Source organism: Marinobacter sp. NFXS11 (genome assembly GCF_040148675.1).
Classification (GTDB): Bacteria; Pseudomonadota; Gammaproteobacteria; order Pseudomonadales; family Oleiphilaceae; genus Marinobacter.
The window spans coordinates 326170-347280 of record NZ_JAGDDV010000003.1 but is presented as its reverse complement, the minus strand read 5'-3'; the positions used below and the strand labels follow the sequence as shown (position 1 = coordinate 347280).

At 58.3% G+C, this 21111-nt stretch carries 28 protein-coding genes; 17 read left to right on the top strand and 11 right to left on the bottom strand.

Going from position 1 to position 21111, the window contains the following annotated elements; all coding sequences use genetic code 11:
• Positions 1–86: 86 nt before the first annotated feature.
• Positions 87–1058, bottom strand: coding sequence for a ribonuclease Z (locus J3362_RS17295; protein WP_349521431.1), 972 nt, complete (start codon positions 1056–1058; stop codon positions 87–89).
• A 138-nt stretch (positions 1059–1196) separates the two neighbouring features.
• On the opposite strand from J3362_RS17295, the gene J3362_RS17290 reads away from it, so the two are divergent.
• Positions 1197–2042: a crotonase/enoyl-CoA hydratase family protein gene (locus J3362_RS17290; protein ID WP_349521735.1), complete on the top strand. Its 846-nt coding sequence runs from the start codon at positions 1197–1199 to the stop codon at positions 2040–2042.
• Entirely contained in the window at positions 2043–2663 is a 621-nt protein-coding gene (locus tag J3362_RS17285; protein WP_349521430.1) for a CPBP family intramembrane glutamic endopeptidase, read from the top strand.
• Here J3362_RS17285 and J3362_RS17280 read toward each other — a convergent pair.
• From J3362_RS17280 to J3362_RS17270, 3 genes are read right to left on the bottom strand one after another with little or no spacing between them, the layout of a single operon-like run.
• Positions 2654–3073, bottom strand: coding sequence for a DUF2721 domain-containing protein (locus J3362_RS17280; protein WP_349521429.1), 420 nt, complete (start codon positions 3071–3073; stop codon positions 2654–2656). The two genes, J3362_RS17285 and J3362_RS17280, sit on opposite strands and share 10 nt — an antisense overlap.
• Before the next feature lie 35 nt (positions 3074–3108).
• Positions 3109–3450: a gamma-glutamylcyclotransferase family protein gene (locus J3362_RS17275; RefSeq protein WP_349521427.1), complete on the bottom strand. Its 342-nt coding sequence runs from the start codon at positions 3448–3450 to the stop codon at positions 3109–3111.
• 34 nt (positions 3451–3484) lie between these two features.
• Positions 3485–4366 (bottom strand): LysR family transcriptional regulator ArgP, encoded by an 882-nt coding sequence (locus J3362_RS17270; protein WP_349521426.1) that lies wholly within the window; start codon positions 4364–4366, stop codon positions 3485–3487.
• An 88-nt stretch (positions 4367–4454) separates the two neighbouring features.
• Here J3362_RS17270 and J3362_RS17265 point away from each other — a divergent pair, with 88 nt between their 5' ends.
• On the top strand, positions 4455–5060 hold the full coding sequence (locus J3362_RS17265; protein ID WP_349521424.1) for a LysE/ArgO family amino acid transporter: 606 nt from the start codon (positions 4455–4457) through the stop codon (positions 5058–5060).
• Between the two features lie 99 nt (positions 5061–5159).
• Complete coding sequence (locus J3362_RS17260) at positions 5160–5633, top strand: DUF4442 domain-containing protein (protein WP_349521422.1); 474 nt, start codon at positions 5160–5162, stop codon at positions 5631–5633.
• A 20-nt stretch (positions 5634–5653) separates the two neighbouring features.
• On the opposite strand, the gene J3362_RS17255 is transcribed toward J3362_RS17260, so the two are convergent.
• A complete protein-coding gene (locus J3362_RS17255; protein WP_349521421.1) occupies positions 5654–6154 on the bottom strand; it encodes a C40 family peptidase in 501 nt (166 codons plus the stop codon).
• A gap of 174 nt (positions 6155–6328) precedes the next feature.
• Between J3362_RS17255 and J3362_RS17250 the strand changes: the two genes are divergently transcribed.
• Complete coding sequence (locus tag J3362_RS17250) at positions 6329–7357, top strand: Acg family FMN-binding oxidoreductase (RefSeq protein WP_349521419.1); 1029 nt, start codon at positions 6329–6331, stop codon at positions 7355–7357.
• A gap of 14 nt (positions 7358–7371) precedes the next feature.
• Here J3362_RS17250 and J3362_RS17245 read toward each other — a convergent pair whose 3' ends face one another.
• The 3 genes from J3362_RS17245 to J3362_RS17235 all read right to left on the bottom strand — a co-directional run bounded on the left by J3362_RS17245 (position 7372) and on the right by J3362_RS17235 (position 9127).
• Entirely contained in the window at positions 7372–7752 is a 381-nt protein-coding gene (locus J3362_RS17245; RefSeq protein ID WP_349521418.1) for a ribbon-helix-helix domain-containing protein, read from the bottom strand.
• A 50-nt stretch (positions 7753–7802) separates the two neighbouring features.
• On the bottom strand, positions 7803–8372 hold the full coding sequence (locus J3362_RS17240; RefSeq protein WP_092001719.1) for a DJ-1/PfpI family protein: 570 nt from the start codon (positions 8370–8372) through the stop codon (positions 7803–7805).
• Between the two features lie 77 nt (positions 8373–8449).
• The gene (locus J3362_RS17235; protein WP_349521416.1) at positions 8450–9127 is read right to left on the bottom strand and encodes an SOS response-associated peptidase; all 678 of its coding nucleotides are present in this window, start codon (positions 9125–9127) and stop codon (positions 8450–8452) included.
• 72 nt (positions 9128–9199) lie between these two features.
• Between J3362_RS17235 and arfB the strand changes: the two genes are divergently transcribed.
• Entirely contained in the window at positions 9200–9613 is a 414-nt protein-coding gene (arfB, locus tag J3362_RS17230; protein ID WP_349521415.1) for an alternative ribosome rescue aminoacyl-tRNA hydrolase ArfB, read from the top strand.
• Here arfB and J3362_RS17225 read toward each other — a convergent pair.
• The gene (locus J3362_RS17225; RefSeq protein WP_349521413.1) at positions 9610–10680 is read right to left on the bottom strand and encodes an alpha/beta hydrolase; all 1071 of its coding nucleotides are present in this window, start codon (positions 10678–10680) and stop codon (positions 9610–9612) included. The genes arfB and J3362_RS17225 overlap by 4 nt on opposite strands.
• A 106-nt stretch (positions 10681–10786) precedes the next feature.
• Between J3362_RS17225 and J3362_RS17220 the strand changes: the two genes are divergently transcribed.
• The 8 genes from J3362_RS17220 to J3362_RS17185 all read left to right on the top strand — a co-directional run bounded on the left by J3362_RS17220 (position 10787) and on the right by J3362_RS17185 (position 16985).
• Positions 10787–11110, top strand: a complete 324-nt coding sequence (locus J3362_RS17220; RefSeq protein WP_349521411.1) for a putative signal transducing protein — start codon at positions 10787–10789, stop codon at positions 11108–11110.
• A 66-nt stretch (positions 11111–11176) separates the two neighbouring features.
• A complete protein-coding gene (locus J3362_RS17215) occupies positions 11177–11869 on the top strand; it encodes an SDR family oxidoreductase (protein WP_349521409.1) in 693 nt (230 codons plus the stop codon).
• Positions 11870–11899: 30 nt separating this feature from the next.
• Complete coding sequence (locus tag J3362_RS17210; protein ID WP_349521407.1) at positions 11900–12658, top strand: SDR family oxidoreductase; 759 nt, start codon at positions 11900–11902, stop codon at positions 12656–12658.
• Positions 12659–12662: 4 nt separating this feature from the next.
• Positions 12663–13205, top strand: a complete 543-nt coding sequence (gene thpR / locus J3362_RS17205; protein WP_349521406.1) for an RNA 2',3'-cyclic phosphodiesterase — start codon at positions 12663–12665, stop codon at positions 13203–13205.
• Positions 13206–13277: 72 nt separating this feature from the next.
• Positions 13278–14846, top strand: a complete 1569-nt coding sequence (locus J3362_RS17200; RefSeq protein WP_349521404.1) for a GNAT family N-acetyltransferase — start codon at positions 13278–13280, stop codon at positions 14844–14846.
• A 23-nt stretch (positions 14847–14869) separates the two neighbouring features.
• Positions 14870–16390: an intermembrane phospholipid transport YdbH family protein gene (locus tag J3362_RS17195; RefSeq protein WP_349521402.1), complete on the top strand. Its 1521-nt coding sequence runs from the start codon at positions 14870–14872 to the stop codon at positions 16388–16390.
• Positions 16391–16428: 38 nt separating this feature from the next.
• A complete protein-coding gene (locus J3362_RS17190; protein ID WP_014576371.1) occupies positions 16429–16611 on the top strand; it encodes a YnbE family lipoprotein in 183 nt (60 codons plus the stop codon).
• A gap of 29 nt (positions 16612–16640) precedes the next feature.
• Complete coding sequence (locus tag J3362_RS17185) at positions 16641–16985, top strand: YdbL family probable chaperone protein (protein WP_349521401.1); 345 nt, start codon at positions 16641–16643, stop codon at positions 16983–16985.
• 27 nt (positions 16986–17012) lie between these two features.
• Here J3362_RS17185 and rluF read toward each other — a convergent pair whose 3' ends face one another.
• Positions 17013–17951: a 23S rRNA pseudouridine(2604) synthase RluF gene (rluF, locus tag J3362_RS17180; RefSeq protein ID WP_349521399.1), complete on the bottom strand. Its 939-nt coding sequence runs from the start codon at positions 17949–17951 to the stop codon at positions 17013–17015.
• A gap of 134 nt (positions 17952–18085) precedes the next feature.
• Here rluF and J3362_RS17175 point away from each other — a divergent pair, with 134 nt between their 5' ends.
• The 3 genes from J3362_RS17175 to J3362_RS17165 all read left to right on the top strand — a co-directional run bounded on the left by J3362_RS17175 (position 18086) and on the right by J3362_RS17165 (position 20159).
• Positions 18086–18481 carry a hypothetical protein gene (locus J3362_RS17175; RefSeq protein WP_349521397.1) on the top strand — a complete coding sequence of 132 codons (396 nt, stop codon included), beginning with the start codon at positions 18086–18088 and terminating at the stop codon, positions 18479–18481.
• A gap of 48 nt (positions 18482–18529) precedes the next feature.
• The gene (locus tag J3362_RS17170) at positions 18530–19516 is read left to right on the top strand and encodes a CobW family GTP-binding protein (protein ID WP_349521396.1); all 987 of its coding nucleotides are present in this window, start codon (positions 18530–18532) and stop codon (positions 19514–19516) included.
• Between the two features lie 103 nt (positions 19517–19619).
• Positions 19620–20159, top strand: a complete 540-nt coding sequence (locus J3362_RS17165) for a class I SAM-dependent methyltransferase (protein WP_349521734.1) — start codon at positions 19620–19622, stop codon at positions 20157–20159.
• Here J3362_RS17165 and J3362_RS17160 read toward each other — a convergent pair.
• Complete coding sequence (locus tag J3362_RS17160; RefSeq protein WP_349521394.1) at positions 20156–21106, bottom strand: PA2778 family cysteine peptidase; 951 nt, start codon at positions 21104–21106, stop codon at positions 20156–20158. The genes J3362_RS17165 and J3362_RS17160 overlap by 4 nt on opposite strands.
• Positions 21107–21111: the final 5 nt, after the last annotated feature.

Sequence of the window (21111 nt, the reverse complement as noted above, 5' to 3'; positions counted from 1 at the left end):
GTTTAATTTGAACTTCAGCAAACGCAAAGTGAATCTATAAAAGCGACACATATAAGCCTGGGCGGCGCGTTTAATCCACGCCTGTATTATAGACGCTCGATGGGCTTCAGCATCAGATCCCCGTTGAGCTCATAACAGGCAAAATCCTTTGCCAGATAAAGGTTTCCCCGATAAATACCTTTGGCTTCGGATTCGATCTCACCAATGTGCGGATAAGCATCCGGATTGAACTGGTAACGGGAACTGAAGTGGGTAAGGACGAGATTGGGAACGCCTGCGGCCTCGGCGAAGCGGGCTACCTGGGCAGCGGAGCTGTGTTGCGGCCAGGGTCCGACCCGGTCAGAGACTTCCTGGGTGTAGGTCGCTTCGTGGATGACCACCTGAACACCCATGCACGCTGCCAGAAGCAGGTCGGGCTGGTCGTTGTCGCCGGCTACGATAACCTTGCGAGGTTTTCTGGCAATTCGGGTGTAATCATCACAACGGGCGAGGCGCCCATCTTCCAGTACCACGTCGTCGCCCTGTTGCAGGCGGCCCCAGGCGGGACCGGCCTCAATACCATCCGCTTCGAGCCTGTCCCGGACCAGCTGGCGTTCCAGATTCTTTTCCGTGAACACAAAGGCCCTGCAGGAGACACGATGGGACAGGGGGACTGCAGTTACCGAGAGGGAGTCGTCTTCCCAGTGGAAGTTCTCTGCTTCGGAATCGACAAATCTCAATTCAAAACTCAGGCTGGAGTCACTATTACCGATGGCGGCCTCTATGAAGGTTTTTACCGGTCTTGGTGCAACCAGATACAAAGGAGCGGTGCGGCCGAGCATGGAGGCGCTGGTCAGCAGTCCAGGCAGCCCGAACGTATGGTCACCATGGATGTGGGTGATAAATATCGCCTGCAGCTGCATCACGGAATGATGGGTTCTCAGCAACTGGTGCTGGGTGCCTTCACCGCAGTCAATCAGGTACCAGTGTTTTGGTCCGCCGTGGCTCAGCGCCAGACCGGTTACGTTGCGCGATTTTGTCGGCGTTCCGGCTGACGTGCCGAGGAAGGTGAATTCCATACCAGGCCTTTTCGGGTTAACGTGTCGTCTCTCTGTTCGCCATAATACGAAGGTAGCAGAATTGACGATACATTAGCCGGGGCGACCGCTAATGAGCCGGTTAGCGACATTTATATAAGGAGTGCTGTCTTGTCTGAGTTGTCCAGTTACGAGAGTTTTTCGATTGAGGTTAAAGACCACATCGCCCATGTTCAGTTCAGTCGTCCGGAGGCCCTGAACACCATGAACAAGGCGTTCTGGCTCGAGTTGCCCCGGTGCATGCAGGATATTGAGGCCAACACCGATGCCCGCGTGATCGTCATTTCCTCCACCGGCAAACACTTCTCCGCAGGCATGGATCTTGGTGTATTCAGCGATCCCAAAGCCGTGCCCATGAACGGTGACCCCGGGCGCATGGCGGAAAACCTTCGCAGGGTTGTGCTGCAGTTGCAGGATACTCTCACCTCTCTGGAAAAAATCCGGCTTCCCGTGCTGGCAGGCATTCACGGCGGCTGTATCGGTGGTGCTCTGGATCTGGTGTGTGCCGCTGACAGCCGCTATTGCACAGAAGATGCCTACTTCACCATCAAGGAAACCGAGCTGGGCATGACCGCCGACGTCGGCACGCTCCAGCGCCTGCCCAAACTGATGCCCGAGGGCGTGGTTCGTGAACTGGCCTATACCGGCCGCAAATTCTCCGCCACTGAAGCGCAGAATCTGGGCTTCGTGAACGCCGTCTACGCCGACCAGGAATCCATGCTGGCAGAGGTTATGGCCATTGCCGGCCAGATTGCGGCGAACTCTCCTCTGGCCGTCACTGGCTGCAAGGAAATGCTCAATTACAGTCGCGACCACAGCGTGGAAGACAGCCTCAAATATATGGCCACTTGGCAGGCCGGCATGTTCCGCCCGACGGACATGATGAAATCGTTTCAGGCCAAGGCCCAGAAGCAGGCGCCGCAATACGATGCGCTGTTTCCGGTGAAGCCTTTGTTCGATCAGTAAATGGCGTTGGGTAAACGACGAAAATCCGGTATCTCCTCCAATGCCGCTCTGTTATTCCAGGGCGGCATTGGCGTTATCGGGTTAGTGGCGATACTGCTATTCGGAATTCCGGTGCTGCTCTTCGGTCCGGGCCTGTGGCCGAGCATCCTCCTGGGTTCGCTCGGAGCCATTCTTACCTACGCCGCTTTGCTCTTGCTTACGCGGGTTCCCGGCTTGTTCCCGGAGAACCTCGAGCGTCAGATGCAGGGTTTGTATGACTTTGCCTCCAGCTACTCCCCGGCAGTACTCATTCTGCTTTCCCTTTTGGCCGGTGTTGGCGAGGAACTGTTATTCCGGGGCGCAATCCAGGGCTGGCTGATGGCAAAGACGGACCCGGTAACGGCCGTGCTGGCGGCATCGGTACTGTTCGGGCTGGTGCACTACGTTTCTTTTGCCTACTTTCTGGTCGCTACCGGACTTGGCCTTATTCTGGGAGCTGCCTATGTGTTATCGGAAAGCCTGGCGCTGGTCATGGTCTGGCACGCGCTCTACGACATGATTGCCCTGTTCTGTCTGCTCCGGTTTCCGCGCTGGTTTGGTGTCCGGTTCGTGAATTCCGGCGCAAACAGGCCTCACGAATAGTCGACATCTTCCCGGCCGGCACTCTTGCGGGCCTCAAAGCTGGCCAGCTCTACATTGATGGCATTGGTGGATATCTGGATTTCGTAGAGGGAGTACAGCAGCGAGAAAGACAGCAGCACCAGGCTGGCGCCGAACGACACCACACCCGGCAGGTCGGCACCCAGGAAAAGCAGGAACATGGAAACCGTACACAGGAAGAAACTGAGCACCCCATAGGCCTGCATGCGTTTAGTCAGCACAATCCGTTTGCGCAACATGCCAATCTGCCGGGCGATCAGTGCGTGGTCTTCCTCGGTGTCCATCTGCTTGAGTTGGCGAATCAGCTGTGCCAGCACCAGAAACCGGTTGGTATAAGCCAGCAACAGCAGTGAGATCGCAGGGAAGAGCAGGGCGGGCGTTGTCAGATCCAATATGGTGTCCTTTTCGTGATGGTGTGTGAGCTGGTCTACCAGCTCCCGGAGCGCAGCCGCTGGATCGTTTTGACCGGCCGATTGTAAATATACACAAAGGCAGGCCCGTGTCGGGTGTCCATGGTCTGGCGAATATAAAGGCTGCTTTGAGGGCGATCAGGAAAGAAGTCTTCCAGTTGGTCCAATACCTTCAGCATCGGATCCGTTACTGCATATACTTCCACCCGAACTCCCGGGGAGGGTTCTTCAATGGCACCGGGATAGGGCCCCAGGTGGTACAGACTCAGTTCCGGCATCCAGTCGGTTCCGACAAACCGCGCGCCTCGCAGAACATGGCTGTTGTTACGACCTCGTTTCAATGTTCCGTAGACGGCCACAAGGTGCTTCAGTCTGATCTCTGTTCTCCCTCTTTCACACGCTTGAATGAAGCATGGCCGCAGACCGCAGAGCGTTGGTCAGACGGTCCATCACGCCGCCGCCATGGCGCCAGAAGTGCCAGTATAGCTGCACTTCCAGGGTTTGTTCAGGCGCGATGCTCACCAGGCGCCCGGCAGAAATTTCCGGGCGGGCCTGCATTTCCGGAATCATGCCATACCCCATGCCGGCCAGCGCCAGTTTCACAAAACCTTCCGAGGATGGGCAAAGGTGGTGGGGGAAGGTGCCGTGATAGCCGCACTGGGCCAGGAACCGGTGTTGAAGCTGGTCATTCGGCCCGAAAACAATGGCCGGGGCATTCTTCAGGCTGGATTCGCTCAGGCCTTTCCCGAAGTATCGGTGCACATAGTCCGGAGTTGCCAGTGGCATATAGGTCATGGTGCCAATGGGCACGCAGCGGGCACCGGCAACAGGCTGAGGGCTGCTGCACAGGCAGGCAGCCACATCACCTTCGCGCATCCGGCGCAGGCCGATGTCCTGGTCCTCGACCACGAGATCCAGCAACAGGGTTTCGTCCGCGCAGAAACTGCCCACGGCGGCTGCCCACCAGGTGGCCAGACTGTCTGCATTCAGGGCGATGCGCAGTCTTGCCGTGGGTTCCGAGAGCGCCGGAATGGATTTGGTCAGGTCTCTTTCCAGCAACTGCACCTGCTGGACATGATTGAGCAGGCGTTGCCCGGCCGGTGTGGCCTTGAGTGCCGGGCTTCGCACCAGAACCGGTTGTCCGAGTCGGATTTCAAGGGTGCGAATGCGCTGGGAAATCGCCGACTGGCTCAGGCCGAGGGCCAGGCCGGCGCGTTCGAATCCGCCGCACTCAATAACCGTCGCCAGGGCTTCCAGCAGTTTGTAATCGATCATAAGAAAAACTGATGCAGCATTATGAGTATGAATTTCAAGTATAGATGTAAATCGGTAACCTTGCGCCATTCACTAAGGAGAGATTCACGTGCTTGAGAGTTACCTGACCGGTTTGATTGTGTGTGGCGGCATCATCGTGGCGATCGGTGCGCAGAATGCCTACTTGCTGAGCCAGGCAATCCGCCGGGAACATCATTGGTGGTCAGCCGGGCTGTGCATAGTGGCCGATATCACCCTGTTTACCCTGGGCATGTTCGGCATCAGTGCTGCCCTGATGGCCATGCCTGAGGCCCTGGAGATTCTCCGGTGGCTGGGTGTGGCCTTCCTTGGCTGGCTGGCGATTCAGTCCTTCGTTCGCGCCAGCCGCGGCAGAGCGGCTCTTGAAGCGGGTGAGGCAACCAAACGAAGCCTTAAAGCCGTGGTGTTCACGACCCTGGCAGTCACTCTGCTCAACCCTCAGGTCTATCTGGATACGCTGCTGTTGATTCCTGCCATCGGAGCCCAGCAAGAGGACGCGACCACCTTTGTGGCCGGTGCGAGCAGTGCCTCGATTCTCTGGTTCGGTCTGCTTGCCTGGGGCGGCTCGGCGCTGGCGCCCATTCTCTCCCGGCCGCTGGCCTGGCGGATTATCGATGGTGTCATTGGAATCATGATGGCCGCCATCGCCCTGCACCTCACGTTCAGTGGTCTTTAATATTCAAACGATCGTATGAATTTCTTGCATCGGCGCGCGTCGGGTTGGAAGATAGCGTGCTACTGAATTTGCAGTCATTTATACCATCGAGGATGTTTGATGAACGCCACTCTACGTCGCTGGCTTGCCAGTGCCGGGGCCATGCGCCGTGTTCTTTCCACGTTTGCTCCCTATATCGGTGCTGGAATCCGGGTGACCCACATTGCTGAGGATTTCAGCTCGGCCCGGGTGGAGATGGGCCAGCACTGGTACAACACCAATTACGTGGGCACGCACTTTGGCGGTTCGCTCTACAGCATGGTTGATCCCATGTACATGCTGCTGCTGATGCGACGGCTGGGCAATGACTACATCGTGTGGGATAAATCGGCGAGTATTGATTTTATCCGTCCCGGCAAGGGCAAGGTGATGGCACGCTTTGAATTGACCGATGAGCGTGTTGAAGAGATTCGCGCCGCAACGGCAAACGGAGACAAAATGCTGCCAGAGTGGGACGTGGATATTATTGATGAATCCGGTGAAGTCGTCGCGCGCGTCCACAAAGTACTCTATGTGCGCCGGAAAAAGCGTTGAAGCGGGCTATTTAGCTTGGCTCAGTCAAAGCGTCTCGCTTCGGTCAGGCGGCCTTTCCAGTAGTAGCCGCTGATCGAGGACTGGATAACGCCGGCCGATGTTGATGCATGAATAAACCGGTCCCCACCCATATAGATGCCGGCGTGTTGTTCCTTTCCGCCAATCCGGAAGAACACCACATCGCCCGGTCGTATCTCGCCGGGATGAACCACGTCACCACGGGCAAGCATTTGAGTCGTTGTCCTGGGCAATTGTTTGCCCAGGCCTTCCTGGTAGGCGGTAAGAATGAATCCTGAGCAATCGAAGCCGTTGCCGGAGGTGCCGCCGTATTCATAGGGGGTGCCCCGGTAACGCTCGAACACCTGCCAGAGTTTTTGGGCCTTTACCGAACTGGATGCGTCGACAGGAACGGTCTGAAGTCCAGGCGTAGAACCCGACTGCAGCTTTCCGCTACTGGCGCAACCGCCGAGCGCAAGCGCCACGAATGCCAGAAATAAGACGTTTCTAAAGGAATAACGCATCTCAGACCCTGTGCAAGTTTTCACTGTCTTCACTTTAATTGTCGCGCCCGCGAATGTCAGGTTACGGAGCGTGAGATTTTGTTGATGCGGCTCAACGAAGTTGCCGGGCATCACCGGCTATCTTTTCCTTTCACGCAGGAATAGTCTGTCACGAGACCATTCAGGAGAGCTGCAATGAGCGACGGAACACGCAACACCCCCATACCGCGAGACACCCTGGCGACCATCCTCGAAAGTGCCGTATGGGCGCCATCGAGTCACAATACCCAGCCCTGGCGCTTTGAGCTCAACGACAGCGGGATCTCCCTGTTTGCCGACCGTCTGCGGGCCTTGCCGGTAAACGATCCGGACGACCGGGAACTGACCATCAGCTGCGGATGTGCTCTGTTTAACCTTCGGATTGCGGCCGCCCATGCAGGGTTCAATGCTGACTGCACGCTTTTGCCGGACCTCGACGACGAGGATCTGCTTGCGACCGTCTCGTTTACCCCCGCTTCCGGGCCTGAGGACCAGCAAACCGAGTTGTTCCGAGCGATTGCCAGGCGACGCACCTATCGTAAGCGGTTTGAGCCAAAGCAGGTGCCTTCAAATGTACTGAGCACTCTGGAAGAGTCGGCAGAGACCGAGGGGGCTTGGTTTCAGGTTCTGGAATCGGAGCATGCCCGCCATCAGGTGGCCGAGCTTGTTGCAGAAGGTGACGCTGCCCAGTGGTCCAACCCTAGCTGGCGACGGGAACTGGCCGCCTGGATGCATCCCCGCCGTAAAGGCGACGGTTTGACGGTTCCCGGTATGGTCGCGCCCGTGGCTCAATTGGTGGTGCGCACCTTCGATATGGGGAACGGCGTTGGCGCCAAGGACCGGCAACTGGCGGATGAATCGCCGGTGATTGCGGCACTGGGAACCGCCGGAGACGGCGTGGAAGACTGGCTGAAGGCAGGTCAGGCGCTGGAGCGGGTTTTGCTCCGGTCCCTTGGGCAGGGGCTTCAGGCGTCCTATCTGAACCAGCCAATTCAGGTAGCGGTGCTGCGCCCGAAACTCCAACACCTTCTGGGCCACTCGGGTTTTCCGCAGATTCTGCTCAGGCTTGGCTACCCGGCGACGGATTTGCCGGCGGCTCCGAGGCGCAATCTGCAGGAAGTTGTAGAAACCGCAGACACTCGGGATATCAAGGCAAAGCAGGCGGGCCAGGGGCACCAGCGCTGACAGACCCCTTGTAATCAATGCCTGGCTTTGGTTACCACCTCGGGTGCTGCCGGCTCACCGGATTGGCTGGCAAGAATGCGGTCCGCATCAAGCGAGGCAATCGGTACCCGGGTATCTCTGGGAACGTCGCCGCTCAGCTGCAGCTCAAGATAGCGGAGTGCACACACCCGAAGGAAGGACGTGAAGTTGCCGAGGTCGTGGCCGGCATCAATGGATTCGTGGTAGAGCCGGGTGATCATCTGGGGCAGGTTCATGCCATCCCGTTCGGCCAGCTCTGCCAGTACCTGCCAGAAGGCGTTTTCCATTCGTACACTGGTCACCATGCCATCAATTCGCAGGGAGTGGGTCCGGCTGACCCAAAGCTCCGGATCGGCGTTGATAAAGAGCTTGCACATGCGAGCCTCCCTGAGAGCGTTGCGGGGCCGGTGGGCCGGCCCCGTTTGCATTACTGATCCAGCAGCTTGAAAAACTGCGCCAGCCAGGCCGGATGAGCGGGCCAGGCAGGCGCTGTTACCAGATTAGCATCGGTGACCGCCTGATCAACCTCGATACCGGCGAACGTACCGCCGGCCAGTTCCACCTCCGGCTGGCAGGCAGGATAGGCCGAGCATTTGCGTCCCTCCAGAACCCCGGCTGCGGCCAACAGTTGGGCACCATGACAAATCGCTGCCACCGGCTTGTTGGTCTCGAAAAAATGGCGAACCAGATTCTGCACATCCTTGTTAAGCCGCAGGTACTCAGGTGCGCGACCGCCGGGCACCACCAATGCGTCGTAGTTCGCAGGGTCCAGCCCCTCAAAATCTGCGTTCAGGGCGAACCGGTGCCCCGGTTTTTCGGTGTAGGTCTGGTCACCCTCGAAATCATGAATGGCTGTGGCAACCGTGTCGCCGGCTTTCTTGTCGGGGCAGACAGCGTGAACCGTGTGCCCGACGGCCTGCAGTGCCTGGAATGGCACCATGGTTTCGTAGTCTTCGGTGAAGTCACCGGTAATCATCAGAATCTTCTTCCCGCTCATGGCTGTCTCCTTGTGATTGTCTTGCCAAGTCTGGAAACAGTAGCAGCGACGATGGTGAGGCGGGTATTAACCGACTACTACAGGCGTGAAGCCTCCAGAATCAGGTCTGGCGTGTTGTGCCTGGGATTATTCACCTCCGGCGAAACGGGAATGGCTTTAAGTTGTTCAGGATCCAGACGATGGGTCACCGCCCGTAACTGTGTCCGGTCGATGATTTCCGGATTCAGCCAGTCTATGAGGCAGGTTGGATCAAGCACAACTGGCTGGCGTTCGTGGATATGTTTCAGGTTCGCACTGGCCGGTTCGGTGATGATGGTGCAAGCCGTGGTTTCATCACCTTCCCTGGGGGTCCAGAGACCGGCGAAAAAAATCACAGGATACTTCCCGGAATTCGCTGGCGTTATGTAGTGAGGTTCCTTGCCATGTTCCGCCTGTTGCCATTCGTACCAGCCATTGGCAGGAATGAGGCAACGGTGGTGGGCAAAGGCGTCCCGGAAGTATTTTGATGTGGCTGCTGTTTCAGCACGGGCATTGATCGCAGCCGGCGCTTTCTGATCCGCCCAGGCCGGCCGGAAGCCCCAGTGGGAGTGGGCCATGATCAGGCTGCCGTTCATACTCATCCGGATCATGGGAATACCTGTGCCTGGAGGGATGTTGTAGCTGGGGTCAAAATGCCCGTCCACCTCCATACCCTCGGGAAAAAACTCGAGGATCAGGGTGTCCGGTGGGGTATAAAAGGTGAATCGTCCGCACATGGTGGCTGGTTGTTCCTCACGCAAATCCCGGCGCTGAAAGCCCACGGTTCTGTATTCTGTTAACCTTAGCAGATGCTGAAACTATCCAACGCTGTTGAACTTGCTGACTGGGAAATCGAAATCACCCAGATCCGGGCCCAGGGTGCTGGTGGCCAGAATGTGAATAAAGTCGCCTCCGCCGTGCACCTGCGCTTCGATATTCCCCGCTCCTCTCTGCCACCGTTTTACAAGGAACGGCTGATGTCGCTCAATGACCAGCGAATCAGCAAGGAGGGCGTGCTGATCATCAAGGCGCAATCCTTCCGCACTCTGGAGCTGAACAAGGAAGATGCCCTGGAGCGGTTGAAAGAGCTGATCCAGGAGGCCGTAAAGCCTCGCAAGGCACGCCGGCCCACTAAACCCTCCCGTTCCTCACAGCGAAAGCGTGTGGACAAGAAGACCAAAAAAGGTAAAACCAAGGCTCTTCGTGGCAAGGTACAAGTTTAGATAACGGCCTGTGCCGATTTTTCTGATTCAACCTGTGCCAGGAATTTTCTGATGTCCTCGAAGGCCTCTTCTGCCTCCGGAAGCAATGGGGCGAAAATTTGCCATACGTGCACCATGCCGTGCCAGGTGTGCAGCGTCACCGGAGAGCCTGCGGCTTCGGCCCGTGCTGCGTAACGCCGGGCGTTATCCAGCAGCATCTCGGTATCACTGGCGTGAATCAAAGTCGGCGGCAGGTTTTTCAGGTCGCCTCGAAGTGGTGAGGCAACAGGGCTGGTGGGAGAAACCCGAAACGCTGCGAGTGTTGCCCACCATATGACCGGCAGGGGGATCTTTGATAACCCGCCAAAGGCCGGCCCCAGCAGGGGATCCGTACCGATGTTGTTACGGTTGCTCGGTGCGGTCAGGGTCAGATCGGTGGATGGTGAGAAAGCGATGGCGGCATCGGCCTGGCGCAGGCCATTGTCACGAATCCAAGCAAGCAGTCCAAGAGTATGGCTGCCGCCGGCAGAATCCCCGGCGATCACCATGAAATCAGCCCGTTCGGCGCTATCCGGGCCGTGTTTCAGAAGCCATGTATAGGCCTCGCGGCAATCCCTTACACCGTCCATAAACCGGTTCTCCGGCATCAACCGGTAGTCCAGCGCGAACACTGCAGCTCTGGTTGTCTGCGATAAACGGTCGGTAATGGCCCGATGGCTTCTGGGGCTGCCAGCGGCCCAGGCGCCACCATGAATGTACAGGATGCGGCGGCGGGTATCGCAGCCCGGAGCGAGGACCCATTCCCCTCGGGGTGACTCGCGATGGCGCAGTTCCGAGGCCAGTTCAATGCCTTCGCTGAGTCCGTCCATGTGTTTTCGCAGCGCCATCAGCCGCGCCTTGCCGCGCAGGCCTTTTGAAGATTGCCCCAGCTCGCGGATGCGTCCCAGCACCTCCCGGTTGGCTTCGCTTGGTGTTGCGTCTTTGACCGGGTAATCATCCCTGTCCAGATGAGACAGATCCTCAAGCCGGAACAGAAGCAGGGTTGCGGCAACGATTAACACGATGATGGCAAGAATAATCCAGAGCATGGTCGATCCGTATGTTATTGGCCCCACCGGGCAGGTCGAACTATCCTTCAAATGATAATCGCAGATTTGTCCCGGTTCTGCCCGGAACGGTCACAGAAGGAGTCGCGTGTTGCAAATTGCCTATCGGGCCAGAGACATAACCGAAGCCCACATTGTGGCTGGTCTGTTGGAAGCCAACGGTATTGAAGCCCATGTTGGCGGCCATTACCTCCAGGGTGCCATGGGTGAGATCGGTGCCGCGGGCTTCAGCAACGTGCATGTCGATGATGAGGATCTCTACCGGGCGCGGCAACTGGTTTCCGAGTATGAGCAGACATCAGGCAGCAGTGTGAGCGCCGCCAGCGACCACGAGGACCGCCCCGACCACTACGCCCGCTGGTTTCTGTTGGCCCTGGCCATCGTCGCTCTCATCCTGCTGCAGATCTACTGACTGATCGATCTGGTGTCACCGGGCGTAGCCCTACCCACACTTCCCAAGCAACAGGAGAAAAAGCTTATGGCAGATCAACCTGTAATGCTGATTACCGGCGCGTCGTCAGGCATCGGCGCGGAAACAGCGCGAGCGGCCGCGAAACAGGGCTACCGGCTGGTTCTGGCCGCGCGCTCTGAACACAAACTCAAAGGCCTGCAGCAGGAGCTGGGTGGCGAGGAAAAGGTGTTGACGGTCCAGTGCGACGTCCAGAGCGGTGATGACCAGAAAAACATGGTCGACCAGGCCCTGAAAACCTTTGGCCGCATTGATGCGGTGTTTGCCAACGCCGGCCGCGGTGGTGAGCCGGGCGGATTCAGCGGCGCTGACCCGGACGTCTGGAAGGATATGATCCTCACCAATATCTACGGCGTGGGCCTGACCCTCCAGCATTGCATGCCGGCGCTCAAAGAGAGCAAGGGCCACTTGCTGTTAACCGGCTCTGCGGCAGGCCGTGCCACCATTCCCGGTTCCATGTACAGTGCGACCAAGTGGGCGGTAACCGCCATTGGCTATGGTGTTCGTGAGGAGCTCCGTGGCTCCGGTATCCGCGTTACCCTGATCGAACCGGGCATGGTGGACACGCCCTTCTTTGATGAACGTCCTGGCCATGCATTGAAGCCGGAGGACATTGCCAATGCGGTCATGTATGCCGTGGCTCAGCCGGCACATGTCGATGTAAATGAAATTCTTGTCCGGCCCACGCCCAAGGTTGAGTAACCGGTAGGGGCGGTCGTAACGGAGGTTGTTTTGAGTCAAACCGATCGCGTCGCATTGGTGACCGGCGGCGCTAAAGGCATCGGCCGGGGCATTGTGCTTCACCTGGCCGCTGCTGGCTGGAAGGTGGCGTTCTGTGACACCGACAGTGCCGTCGGTGAGCGGTTGGCCGCCGGTGCAGATCATGCACTGCACTTTCTGCCCGGCGATGTGGCTTCGGAAACCGATGTGGAGCGCATCGTTGCCGAAGCCCTTCGCTGGAGCGGCCGTCTGGACGCCGTTATCAATAATGCCGGAATCGCCAACCCCGAGACGGGGCCGATTGACGAACTGAGCCTGGATCAGTGGCAGCGCCGGCTGGACGTGAACCTGACCGGGCCGTTCCTGGTCACCAAGCATGCGGTGCCGCACCTTCGAAAAACGAAAGGCGCTATCGTTAACATGGCCTCCACAAGGGCGCTTCAATCTGAGCCAGATACCGAGGCATACGCCGCTACCAAGGGTGGCATTGTGGCACTCACTCATGCCCTTGCTGTGAGCCTGGGGCCGGATATCCGTGTGAACTGCATCAGTCCCGGCTGGATCGATACCCGGGCCTGGCAGGGCGGCGCAGAACCGGTCGAACTACTTTCCGAAAACGACCACCTGCAGCACCCGGCGGGCAGGGTAGGGCAACCAGGGGATATTGCCTCCTTGGCGGCCTACCTGATTTCGCCCGAGGCCTCGTTTATCACTGGCCAGAATTTTGTGGCCGATGGCGGCATGGTGCGCAAGATGATCTACGAGGAATAGGGTTTTGCCGCGGCTTTTTTTCGGGCTGGAGCTTCCGGCTGAGATCAAGGCCCGGTTGCTGAAGGTCAGATCACCGGTGAGGGGCGCCAGATGGCAGAGTGCTGAGCAATTGCACATCACCCTCCTGTTTCTGGGGAAGGTGAGCGGGGAAGGTCTCGAAGCCGTAGCCAGTTCAGCCCGTGAGATAGATTCGGAATCCTTCCCGCTTGAGGTTGCCGGCGTTGGTTGTTTCGGCAAGCCCGAAAGGCCGAAAAATCTATGGGCCGGTGTTCAGCCGGCGGCACCTGTGGCTGCGCTGCACCAGACTCTCGGGCGGCGACTGGAGAGTCTGGGCTGTGTGGCTGAACGTCGGGTATTTCGCCCGCACATTACGCTGGCCCGTTTCAAACGCCAACCGGGTTCTGTTGAACCGTTGTTGGTTGAATATGGTGACCATGGATTCGGCCAGTTCCAGGTTACTGAATTTGTGCTTTTCGAAAGCAAACCTGGCCCGGCCGGTTCCGTGTATTCAGTGGTCGATCGCTTCCCCCTGCGCAACGCCGGATAGCCGATTTGTCTTGACGAATCCCTGTCGTCCCACCAAAGATGAGGGGAAATCAACGCCTTTCCTGAGGTGTCTATGTGCCCCCCGTTTTCCGATCCTGATCAGCGTCTGTACGTCCGCAATGCCACGCTTGCAGATATCCCAGGCATCATCCAGCTCAGTCGCCGGGTTTATGAAGGCACGGGCATGTACGGCTATACCAAGGGGCCGTTGACCGGGCAGATCAATACCTTTCCCGACGGCCAGTTTGTTGCCATGCTCGGAGACACCGTGGTCGGCTACTGCGCCACGTTCCGGATCGGGGAAGAGATAGCACTCGTTGCCCACGACTGGACCTCCATCACCGGTAACGGTTATGCCTCGCGGCATGACCCGGAGGGGGACTGGCTGTACGGGATGGAAGTCTGTGTTGATCCGGAATGCCGTGGTTACCGCATTGGGGAGCGGCTCTACAACGAGCGCAAGCAGCTATGCCAGGCCCTGAACCTGCAGGGGGTGGTGTTTGCCGGCCGTTTGCCGAGCCTGCGACAGCGGCTGAAGAAGTTCACGAGCGTCGAGGAATATGTGGAGGCCATCCGAAGCAAGGAACAGAAGGATCCGGTGCTTTCCTTCCAGCTTCATCAGGGCTTCGAAGTGCACGGAATTATTCCGCATTATCTCGATGCCGACCACGATTCCATGGGCTATGGTATTCATCTGGTCTGGCGTAACCCGAAAGTACCCCAGTCGGAGAACAACGGCCGTCGGAAACGCTACGGTCAACGCATGCGCGATACCGTAAGAATCGGCACCGTCCAGTACCAGCAACGCCCGGTGGGATCGTTCGACGAATTCAGCGAGATTGTCCGCTATTTTGTCGATGTTGTTTCCACCTACAAGGGCGACTTTGTGGTGTTTCCGGAGCTGTTCACACTGCAACTGCTTTCCATCGAGGCCCGCAAGGGTAGCCCTGCCGAGACCTTCGCTGCAGTCACCCATTACGCGGAGCGCTACCGCGAACTGATGCGGGATCTGGCCCTGCGCCACAACATCAATATTGTCGCCGGCTCCACACCGGTCCGTGAGGAAGACGGCACCATCCGGAACATGGCGTATGTGTTTCTCAGGGATGGCCAGGTGTTCAGCCAGCCCAAGATCCATCCGACGCCCAACGAGGCGTTCTGGTGGAACGTTCAGGGCGGCAACCGGGTCAGCGCCATCGAGACGGACTGCGGTACCATCGGTGTGCTGATCTGCTATGACGCGGAGTTTCCGGAATTGACCCGCCATCTGGTGGACCAGGGTGTACACATCATCTTCGTGCCTTTCTGTACCGATGAGCGGCAGAGCTACCTGCGGGTTCGCTATTGTTGCCAGGCTAGAGCTGTGGAGAATCAGGTTTACGTGGTGATGTCCGGTAACGTCGGCAACCTGCCGAATGTCCCGAATATGGAAATCCAGTACGGCCAGAGCTGCATTCTGACGCCGTGCGACTTTCCCTTCGCCCGGGATGGCATCGCCGCCGACACCGAGCCCAACGTGGAGACGGTTGCCTTTGCGGACCTGCGTCCGGAAGTACTGATCACTGCCCGCAACAGTGGTACCGTTAAAAACCTTCAGGACCGCCGGCACGATCTGTACAGCGTGACCTGGCGTGGTGAGTAAACCGATTCGACAGGAGCGTCGTTTTGCCCAGTAGAGGGTCTGTAAAGCCTGAACGCATCGGTCGAGGGCTTCTTTGGGCCGGTGGAATGGCTCTGGTGGCCTGGCCCCTGGCGGTTGCAGGCTGGTCCTTTGCCATTGAACAGAGCTCGGTGGGTATGGCATTGCCGGATATACGGTCCGGCGGATGGGAAGTAACGGGCAGCCGTGCAGATGTCCGGCCTTCTGTGACCGCCAACGGTGATGTCGCAACCATCGATTTTGCCCCTTCGTCTCTTGTTCTGACGGATCATCTAACGTTTATCGGTGCAGACGAGCCGCTGACGCTCAACAGCCTGCGCACGGATCTCAGCAATGCAACGGTTACCCTGAACTATGGCGCAAATGGCCCCTGGGCGCAGCGCATTTCCATCGATGGCGACATCAGGGTCGATGCCGGGCGCGTCGAGCATCCGCAACTACTGCCGCAAACGTGGAACTTCCAGGGAAGGGCAAAGGGCCGCCTGGCAGATCTCAGGGTGCAGGGCACCTTGGCTTCCGAGTCCGGCTTTACGGCTGATCTCGATATCCAGCTCAATCCCGAAGGCGGCGTATCCGTCGCCATCGACTCTGTTATCGACGGTAAACAGGGCGTTCAGGCCCTGGCAGAAACCCTGGTCGGATGGCCGGATCTGCTGACAGTGGATTCTGGCAATGCCCGGTTGTCGATGGAGGTTTCGACCGGCCAGGGTGGTGAACTTGAAGCCAGTGGCAGCGTTGAACTGCAGGATGTTGGCGGGGTATTTAACCGGACCGCGGTATCAGGGCTCACCGGCCAGGTGCGGGGATCGCTGGAAAATTCCCGGATTACGGCCCGTTTCAGGGACATTACCGTTGGCGAGATCAATGCCGGCATTCCCGTCACCTCGGTTCTTTTTTCAGGGAATTACAGCGCGCCGGTCACGGAACTGCAGGCCGGCACTCTGGAGGTTCAGCAGGCCAGGGCCCGGTTCCTCGAAGGTACCCTCAGAGTGCCTCCTGCCAGGTACGAGTTGGGCGGTGGGTCTGGTCGCATCCCTGTGGAGGTTGAGGACGTCTCTCTCAGCCGTCTGATGGCCGTGTATCCAGCCGAAGGACTTTCTGGAAGCGGGTTGCTTCGTGGGCGAGTTCCTCTGGGCATCAGTGGCGATGGGGTGCAGGTGAGTGCAGGCAGTATTTCCGCAATAGATCCTGGTGGCCGTTTGCAGTTGCCGGCGGACAAGCTCCAGGCGATGCTCGGTGGCAACCAGGCCATGGACATCGTGGTCCAGGCGTTGCAAAACTTTCACTATTCAGTCCTCAACAGCACGATAGACTACGATGAACAGGGTAAGTTGAGCCTTGGCCTTCGCCTCGAAGGTAAGAATCCGGACCTGAGGGGTGGGCAGCCGGTGGTACTCAATGTCAATCTTGAGGAAGACATTCCCGCGCTGCTCACCAGTCTGCAGTTGAGTGGCAGGGTCAATGAAGCTGTTACCAGGCGCGTCCGGAAATTGCTGCAGGAATCCGGTGAGGAGAAAGCACCATGATAAAACCCGTGCGGCCCTGGTGGCCTGAAAGGTCGCCCATGGCAAGAACACTGATGATACTGATGCTTCCTCTGGCGATGGCTGCCTGCACGCCGACAGTGCAGATGGCGGCGCCAAAGGAGCCGATTACGGTCAACCTGAACGTGAAAATCCAGCACGAAATCTACGTGAAAGTGGATAAGGAAGTGGATGACCTGTTCAGCGAACAGGGCTTGTTCTGACTGTGTCCGGAAAGTTTGAGGGGTTGAAGATGAAACGATTGATACAAATGTTTGCGCTGGTTCTGGCGTTCGGTATCAGCGCCTCCGTGCTTGCCATGGGGCTGGACGAAGCCAAACAGAAACTGGACTCGGTCAAGCAGCAGGGGCTGGTTGGAGAAACACCGACGGGTTATCTGGAAGTGGTGCGCGCCGAAGGGCAGGCCCAGGAAGTGGTGGAAGCCATTAACAGCGCCCGTCGGGATGAGTACAAGCGCATTGCCGAAAAACACAACATTCCGGTCACCCAGGTGGAGACGGTTGCAGGCAAGAAGGCGATTGAGAAGACTCCGTCCGGCCAGTATGTGCAAATGGGCGGCAAGTGGGTGAAAAAGTAGCCCGACGCGGCCAGGTGCAAGCCTCGGTTACCGTTTAACGCTCTTCTGCCTTGGCTTCCCGCCCTTGGGCCGTTTGCCCGAGGCCGGCTTTTTGCCAGGCGCGGGCTTGCCTTTCGGGCCGGGCCGCCGAGCGCCGCCGGGCTTACCTGGTGCGGGTGGAGAACCAGGCTTTCGATCAGGCTTTGGTTTGGCCTTCGTTCCGGGCTTCTTTTTTGCCGGCTTGCCAGCGCCCGGTGGTGCTTCGGAAGACGAATCCCGGATGGCATCGAACAGCCCGGCAAGCTCTGCCTCGTTCAGGTCCCGCCACTGGCCCACCGCAAGCCCTTTCAGACTCACGTTCATGATCCGGATCCGTTCCAGTTTGGTAACCTCGTAGCCAAAATATTCGCACATCCGACGGATCTGGCGATTGAGGCCCTGAACCAGGGTGATCCGGAAGACAAATCGTGACTCCCGCGACACCTTGCACTTTTTCGTCATGGTTCCGAGGATCGGCACACCATTGGCCATCCCGTCGACGAATTCCCGGGTGACCGGCTTGTCGACGGTAACCAGGTATTCCTTTTCGTGGTTGTTACCCGCCCTCAGGATCTTGTTGACCAGGTCGCCGTTGCTGGTCATGAAGATGAGGCCCTGGGAGTCTTTGTCCAGTCGTCCGATCGGGAAGATGCGTTCGCTGTGACCGACAAAGCGCTGGATATTGTGTTTCTCCGCGCTGTCCGTGGTGCTGACGATCCCTACCGGCTTGTTCAGCGCAATGAACACGAGGTCTTCTTCAGCCCGTGGCTCGATCACCTGGCCGTTCACTTTGACCGTGTCACCCGGAAGCACCTGGTCGCCCACGGTTGCTCGTTTACCGTTGATGTAGACGTTGCCTTGCTCGATATAGCGATCGGCCTCTCGGCGGGAGCACATGCCGCTTTCGCTGATGTATTTGTTGAGCCGGGTGGAATTGCCAGTGGTCATCGGGTGTCCGGTTGCCAGTGAGAATGACGGGCATCATATCAGTCTGGAACCCCGGTCGCAGCAGGGGTGGTTCTTTCCGGGCGTCTCTGCCATTCTTTGCGCCTATCCATAAAACCAACAAACCCTGAGCCGCCATGGAAAAGACACGCATCACCATTGTTGCCGTTACCTGCATTGCCCTGTTCTTCCTGACCAACTACCTGTTCCGGTATCTGATCGGATTTACCGGGTTGCTGGCCTCATTGGTCATTGCGGCCCTGATTGCCGTCTACATGAGCTTCTCAATCGCTCGGACCCTCGAGCGATTTCCGGTGCCGGAGGAGCGCTCACGGGCGCTGTGGATTTATGGCGGTTTTCTGGGTGCCCTGTTCGTCGCCTTCGGGGCCTGGATGTTCCTGGATGCCGGTATGGATGCAGTCACCCTCGCCACCCTGTTTGTTCACTATCTGCCCTATCCGGCACTTGCTCATGCCCTGCTATCAGACAAGGCCGTCGGACTGTTCCTGAAAGAGGATCGTTCCGGCGGATAAATTGTTATAATATAACATTTTGATTCCTAGAGGAGTGCCTCCGGCGCCATGGCTCAACCTATTCCTACCAGCCTGATACTTGGTTTTCTGGGTGTCGGTAAAACCACCGCCATTCTGGATCTTCTGAAAAGCAAACCGGAAAACGAGGTCTGGGCGGTTCTGGTCAACGAGTTCGGCGAGGTGGGCATCGATGGCGCCATGCTTCAGACGGAAGGCGCCTTCATAAAGGAAATCCCCGGCGGCTGCATGTGCTGCGTTGCCGGGCTGCCGATGCAGATCGGGCTCAACCAGCTGATTCACAAGGCAAAGCCCGACCGTCTGTTGATTGAACCGACCGGGCTCGGTCACCCCTCTCAGATTCTGGACACCCTGACCAGCGAGCACTACCAGGATGTGCTCGCAATGGGCCCTGTGATCTGCTTGGTGGACCCCCGGAGGCTCGAGGAGCCGAAGGTGCTAGGTAATGTTCAGTTCCGGGACCAGGTGGCTGCGGCTGATATTCTCGTTGCCAACAAGACTGATCTTTGCACGCCGGAGCAACTGACTCATTTTGATGAGTGGGCCGCACAACTGGAACCCGCCAAGCGGGCGATTCACCACACGCGGTTCGGGCATCTGGCACCGGGCTGGCTGGACGGCCAATCGGATGCCCTGCCGGTGACCGATCCGGAAGCTCACCATCACCACCATCATAAGACTGCAGCGCCGGCCCCCGCTATTGATGACGAGCCCTGGCAACAGATTACCAATCAAGGACAGGGGCATTTCAGTGTTGGCTGGCGCATACATCCGGAACTGATACTCGATGAGAACGCATTGCTGGTGATGGCCATGGACTCAGCCTTTGTGCGCTTCAAGGCTGTCGTTCAGACCGTGGACGGCTGGCGGGCGATCAATGTGGTTGATGGAGCCCTGACCGTTATTCAGGGTGAACCGCAAGCCTACAGCCGGGCAGAGATCATAGCGTCCGATCAGATTGACGCCCGGGAACTCGATGCCCGCATGAGGGCGGCCGCGGGACTTGATCCGAGGTGAGGGCGTGAGTCTTTGTCCGGTGTGCGAGCAGGGCAGTCTCTCGGATTTCCGTGTGGTGAAGGCGCAGCGTTACCTTCGATGTGATGTCTGCGAGGCGACGGTGATGGATGCGTCCTGCCGGTTATCGCCTGAGCAGGAGCGGGAGATTTACCAACTGCATGATAATGACCCGTCTGATCCGGGGTACCGGACATTTCTCTCGAAACTGACAGAACCTCTGCTTGAGCGCCTGCCATCGGGCGCCAGCGGCCTGGATTTCGGCTGCGGCCCCGGCCCTGCGCTGGCGCAGATGCTTGAGGCGGAAGGCATGGCAGTCAGTCTCTACGATCCCTACTTTTATCCCTCAGCAGTGGCTCTCGATCAGACCTACGATTTCATAACCTGTACCGAAGTGGTAGAGCATCTTTACGCCCCCGCTGGCGTTTTCAGGGAACTCGACCGGATGCTGAAGCCCGGTGGTTGGCTGGGTGTGATGACCTGCTTCCAGACCGACGATGACCGGTTCGACAACTGGCATTATCGCCGTGACCCGACCCATGTGGTCTTCTACCGGGAATTCACCTTCGAGCTGCTTGCCAACCGGTTTGGCTGGCACCTGGAAATACCAAGAAAGGATGTGGCTCTGTTCCGGAAGCCAGCCTAGGGGGCTTCCCTTGGGCACTCGGGCAGTGCAGGACACTGTTCCGCGGATGTGGTGCCTTCTTGTTTGAGCAATTCTGATTCACCGAAGCGGTCCGGTGTCAGTGCGGCGGCGCATCTCGCCGCCTGGGTCGCAATGTTTGTGCAGCCGCTCGCCTGCAGCGCGAAAGCCAGGTTGTTCCAGCCTTCGGCCAATTTCGGAAAACGTTTCACCGCGCGCAGGAAATGCTCCTGTGCTTCGCCTTGGTGGCGCAACTGCCAGGCAAGGTTGCCTCTGGCCATAGTGGCCGTCGGTTGGTCCGGCCAGGTCGTTTCGGCTGTCTTATAGGCAATGCCAGCCGCTGTCGTTCGTCCGGTTGTTTCGAGGTCATGGGCGGATTGCAGAAAACGAAGCGGTGCTGCGGTCGCTGGAACCCGATCCGGCGGCAGAATAGTGACGGCCCAGTTGTCGGCCCGCCCCCAGGTATTTATGAAAACTTCCAGATCGATTGCTTCACGCTTGCGGGTATCGGTGTGGAGTATCAGGTCTCGCTCGCCGGCGTCATAGCCGATGACAACCGCAAAGTGCCATTGGGGCCACCAGCCAAACCTCAGATTTTGCATCACCAGGACTGGATTGCCTGCTGCGATCTCGGTCAGGACACTCTTTAATTTACCGTCCAGCGGGTAAACCAACATGCCATGGGCGCGTGCGCCGGCGATCATTTCGACCTGAAGGGAGCCTTCCCGGCCCGGAATATAAACCAGCTCTTTGAGAATATCAGGATCAGATGAAAGGCCCTGGCTGTTCAGCATCATGGCCAGCGACGCAGGCCCGCACTGATACCTTTCCTGGGGGTAGAAAGGCACGTCGTTCAGCACAACCCGGTCGGGCAGCATGGCCTGGTGAGTTTCGGGCGCTGGCCATTTGGGAGCACTGGCGCAACCGGCCAGCAGGCTGACCAGTAACATCAGGA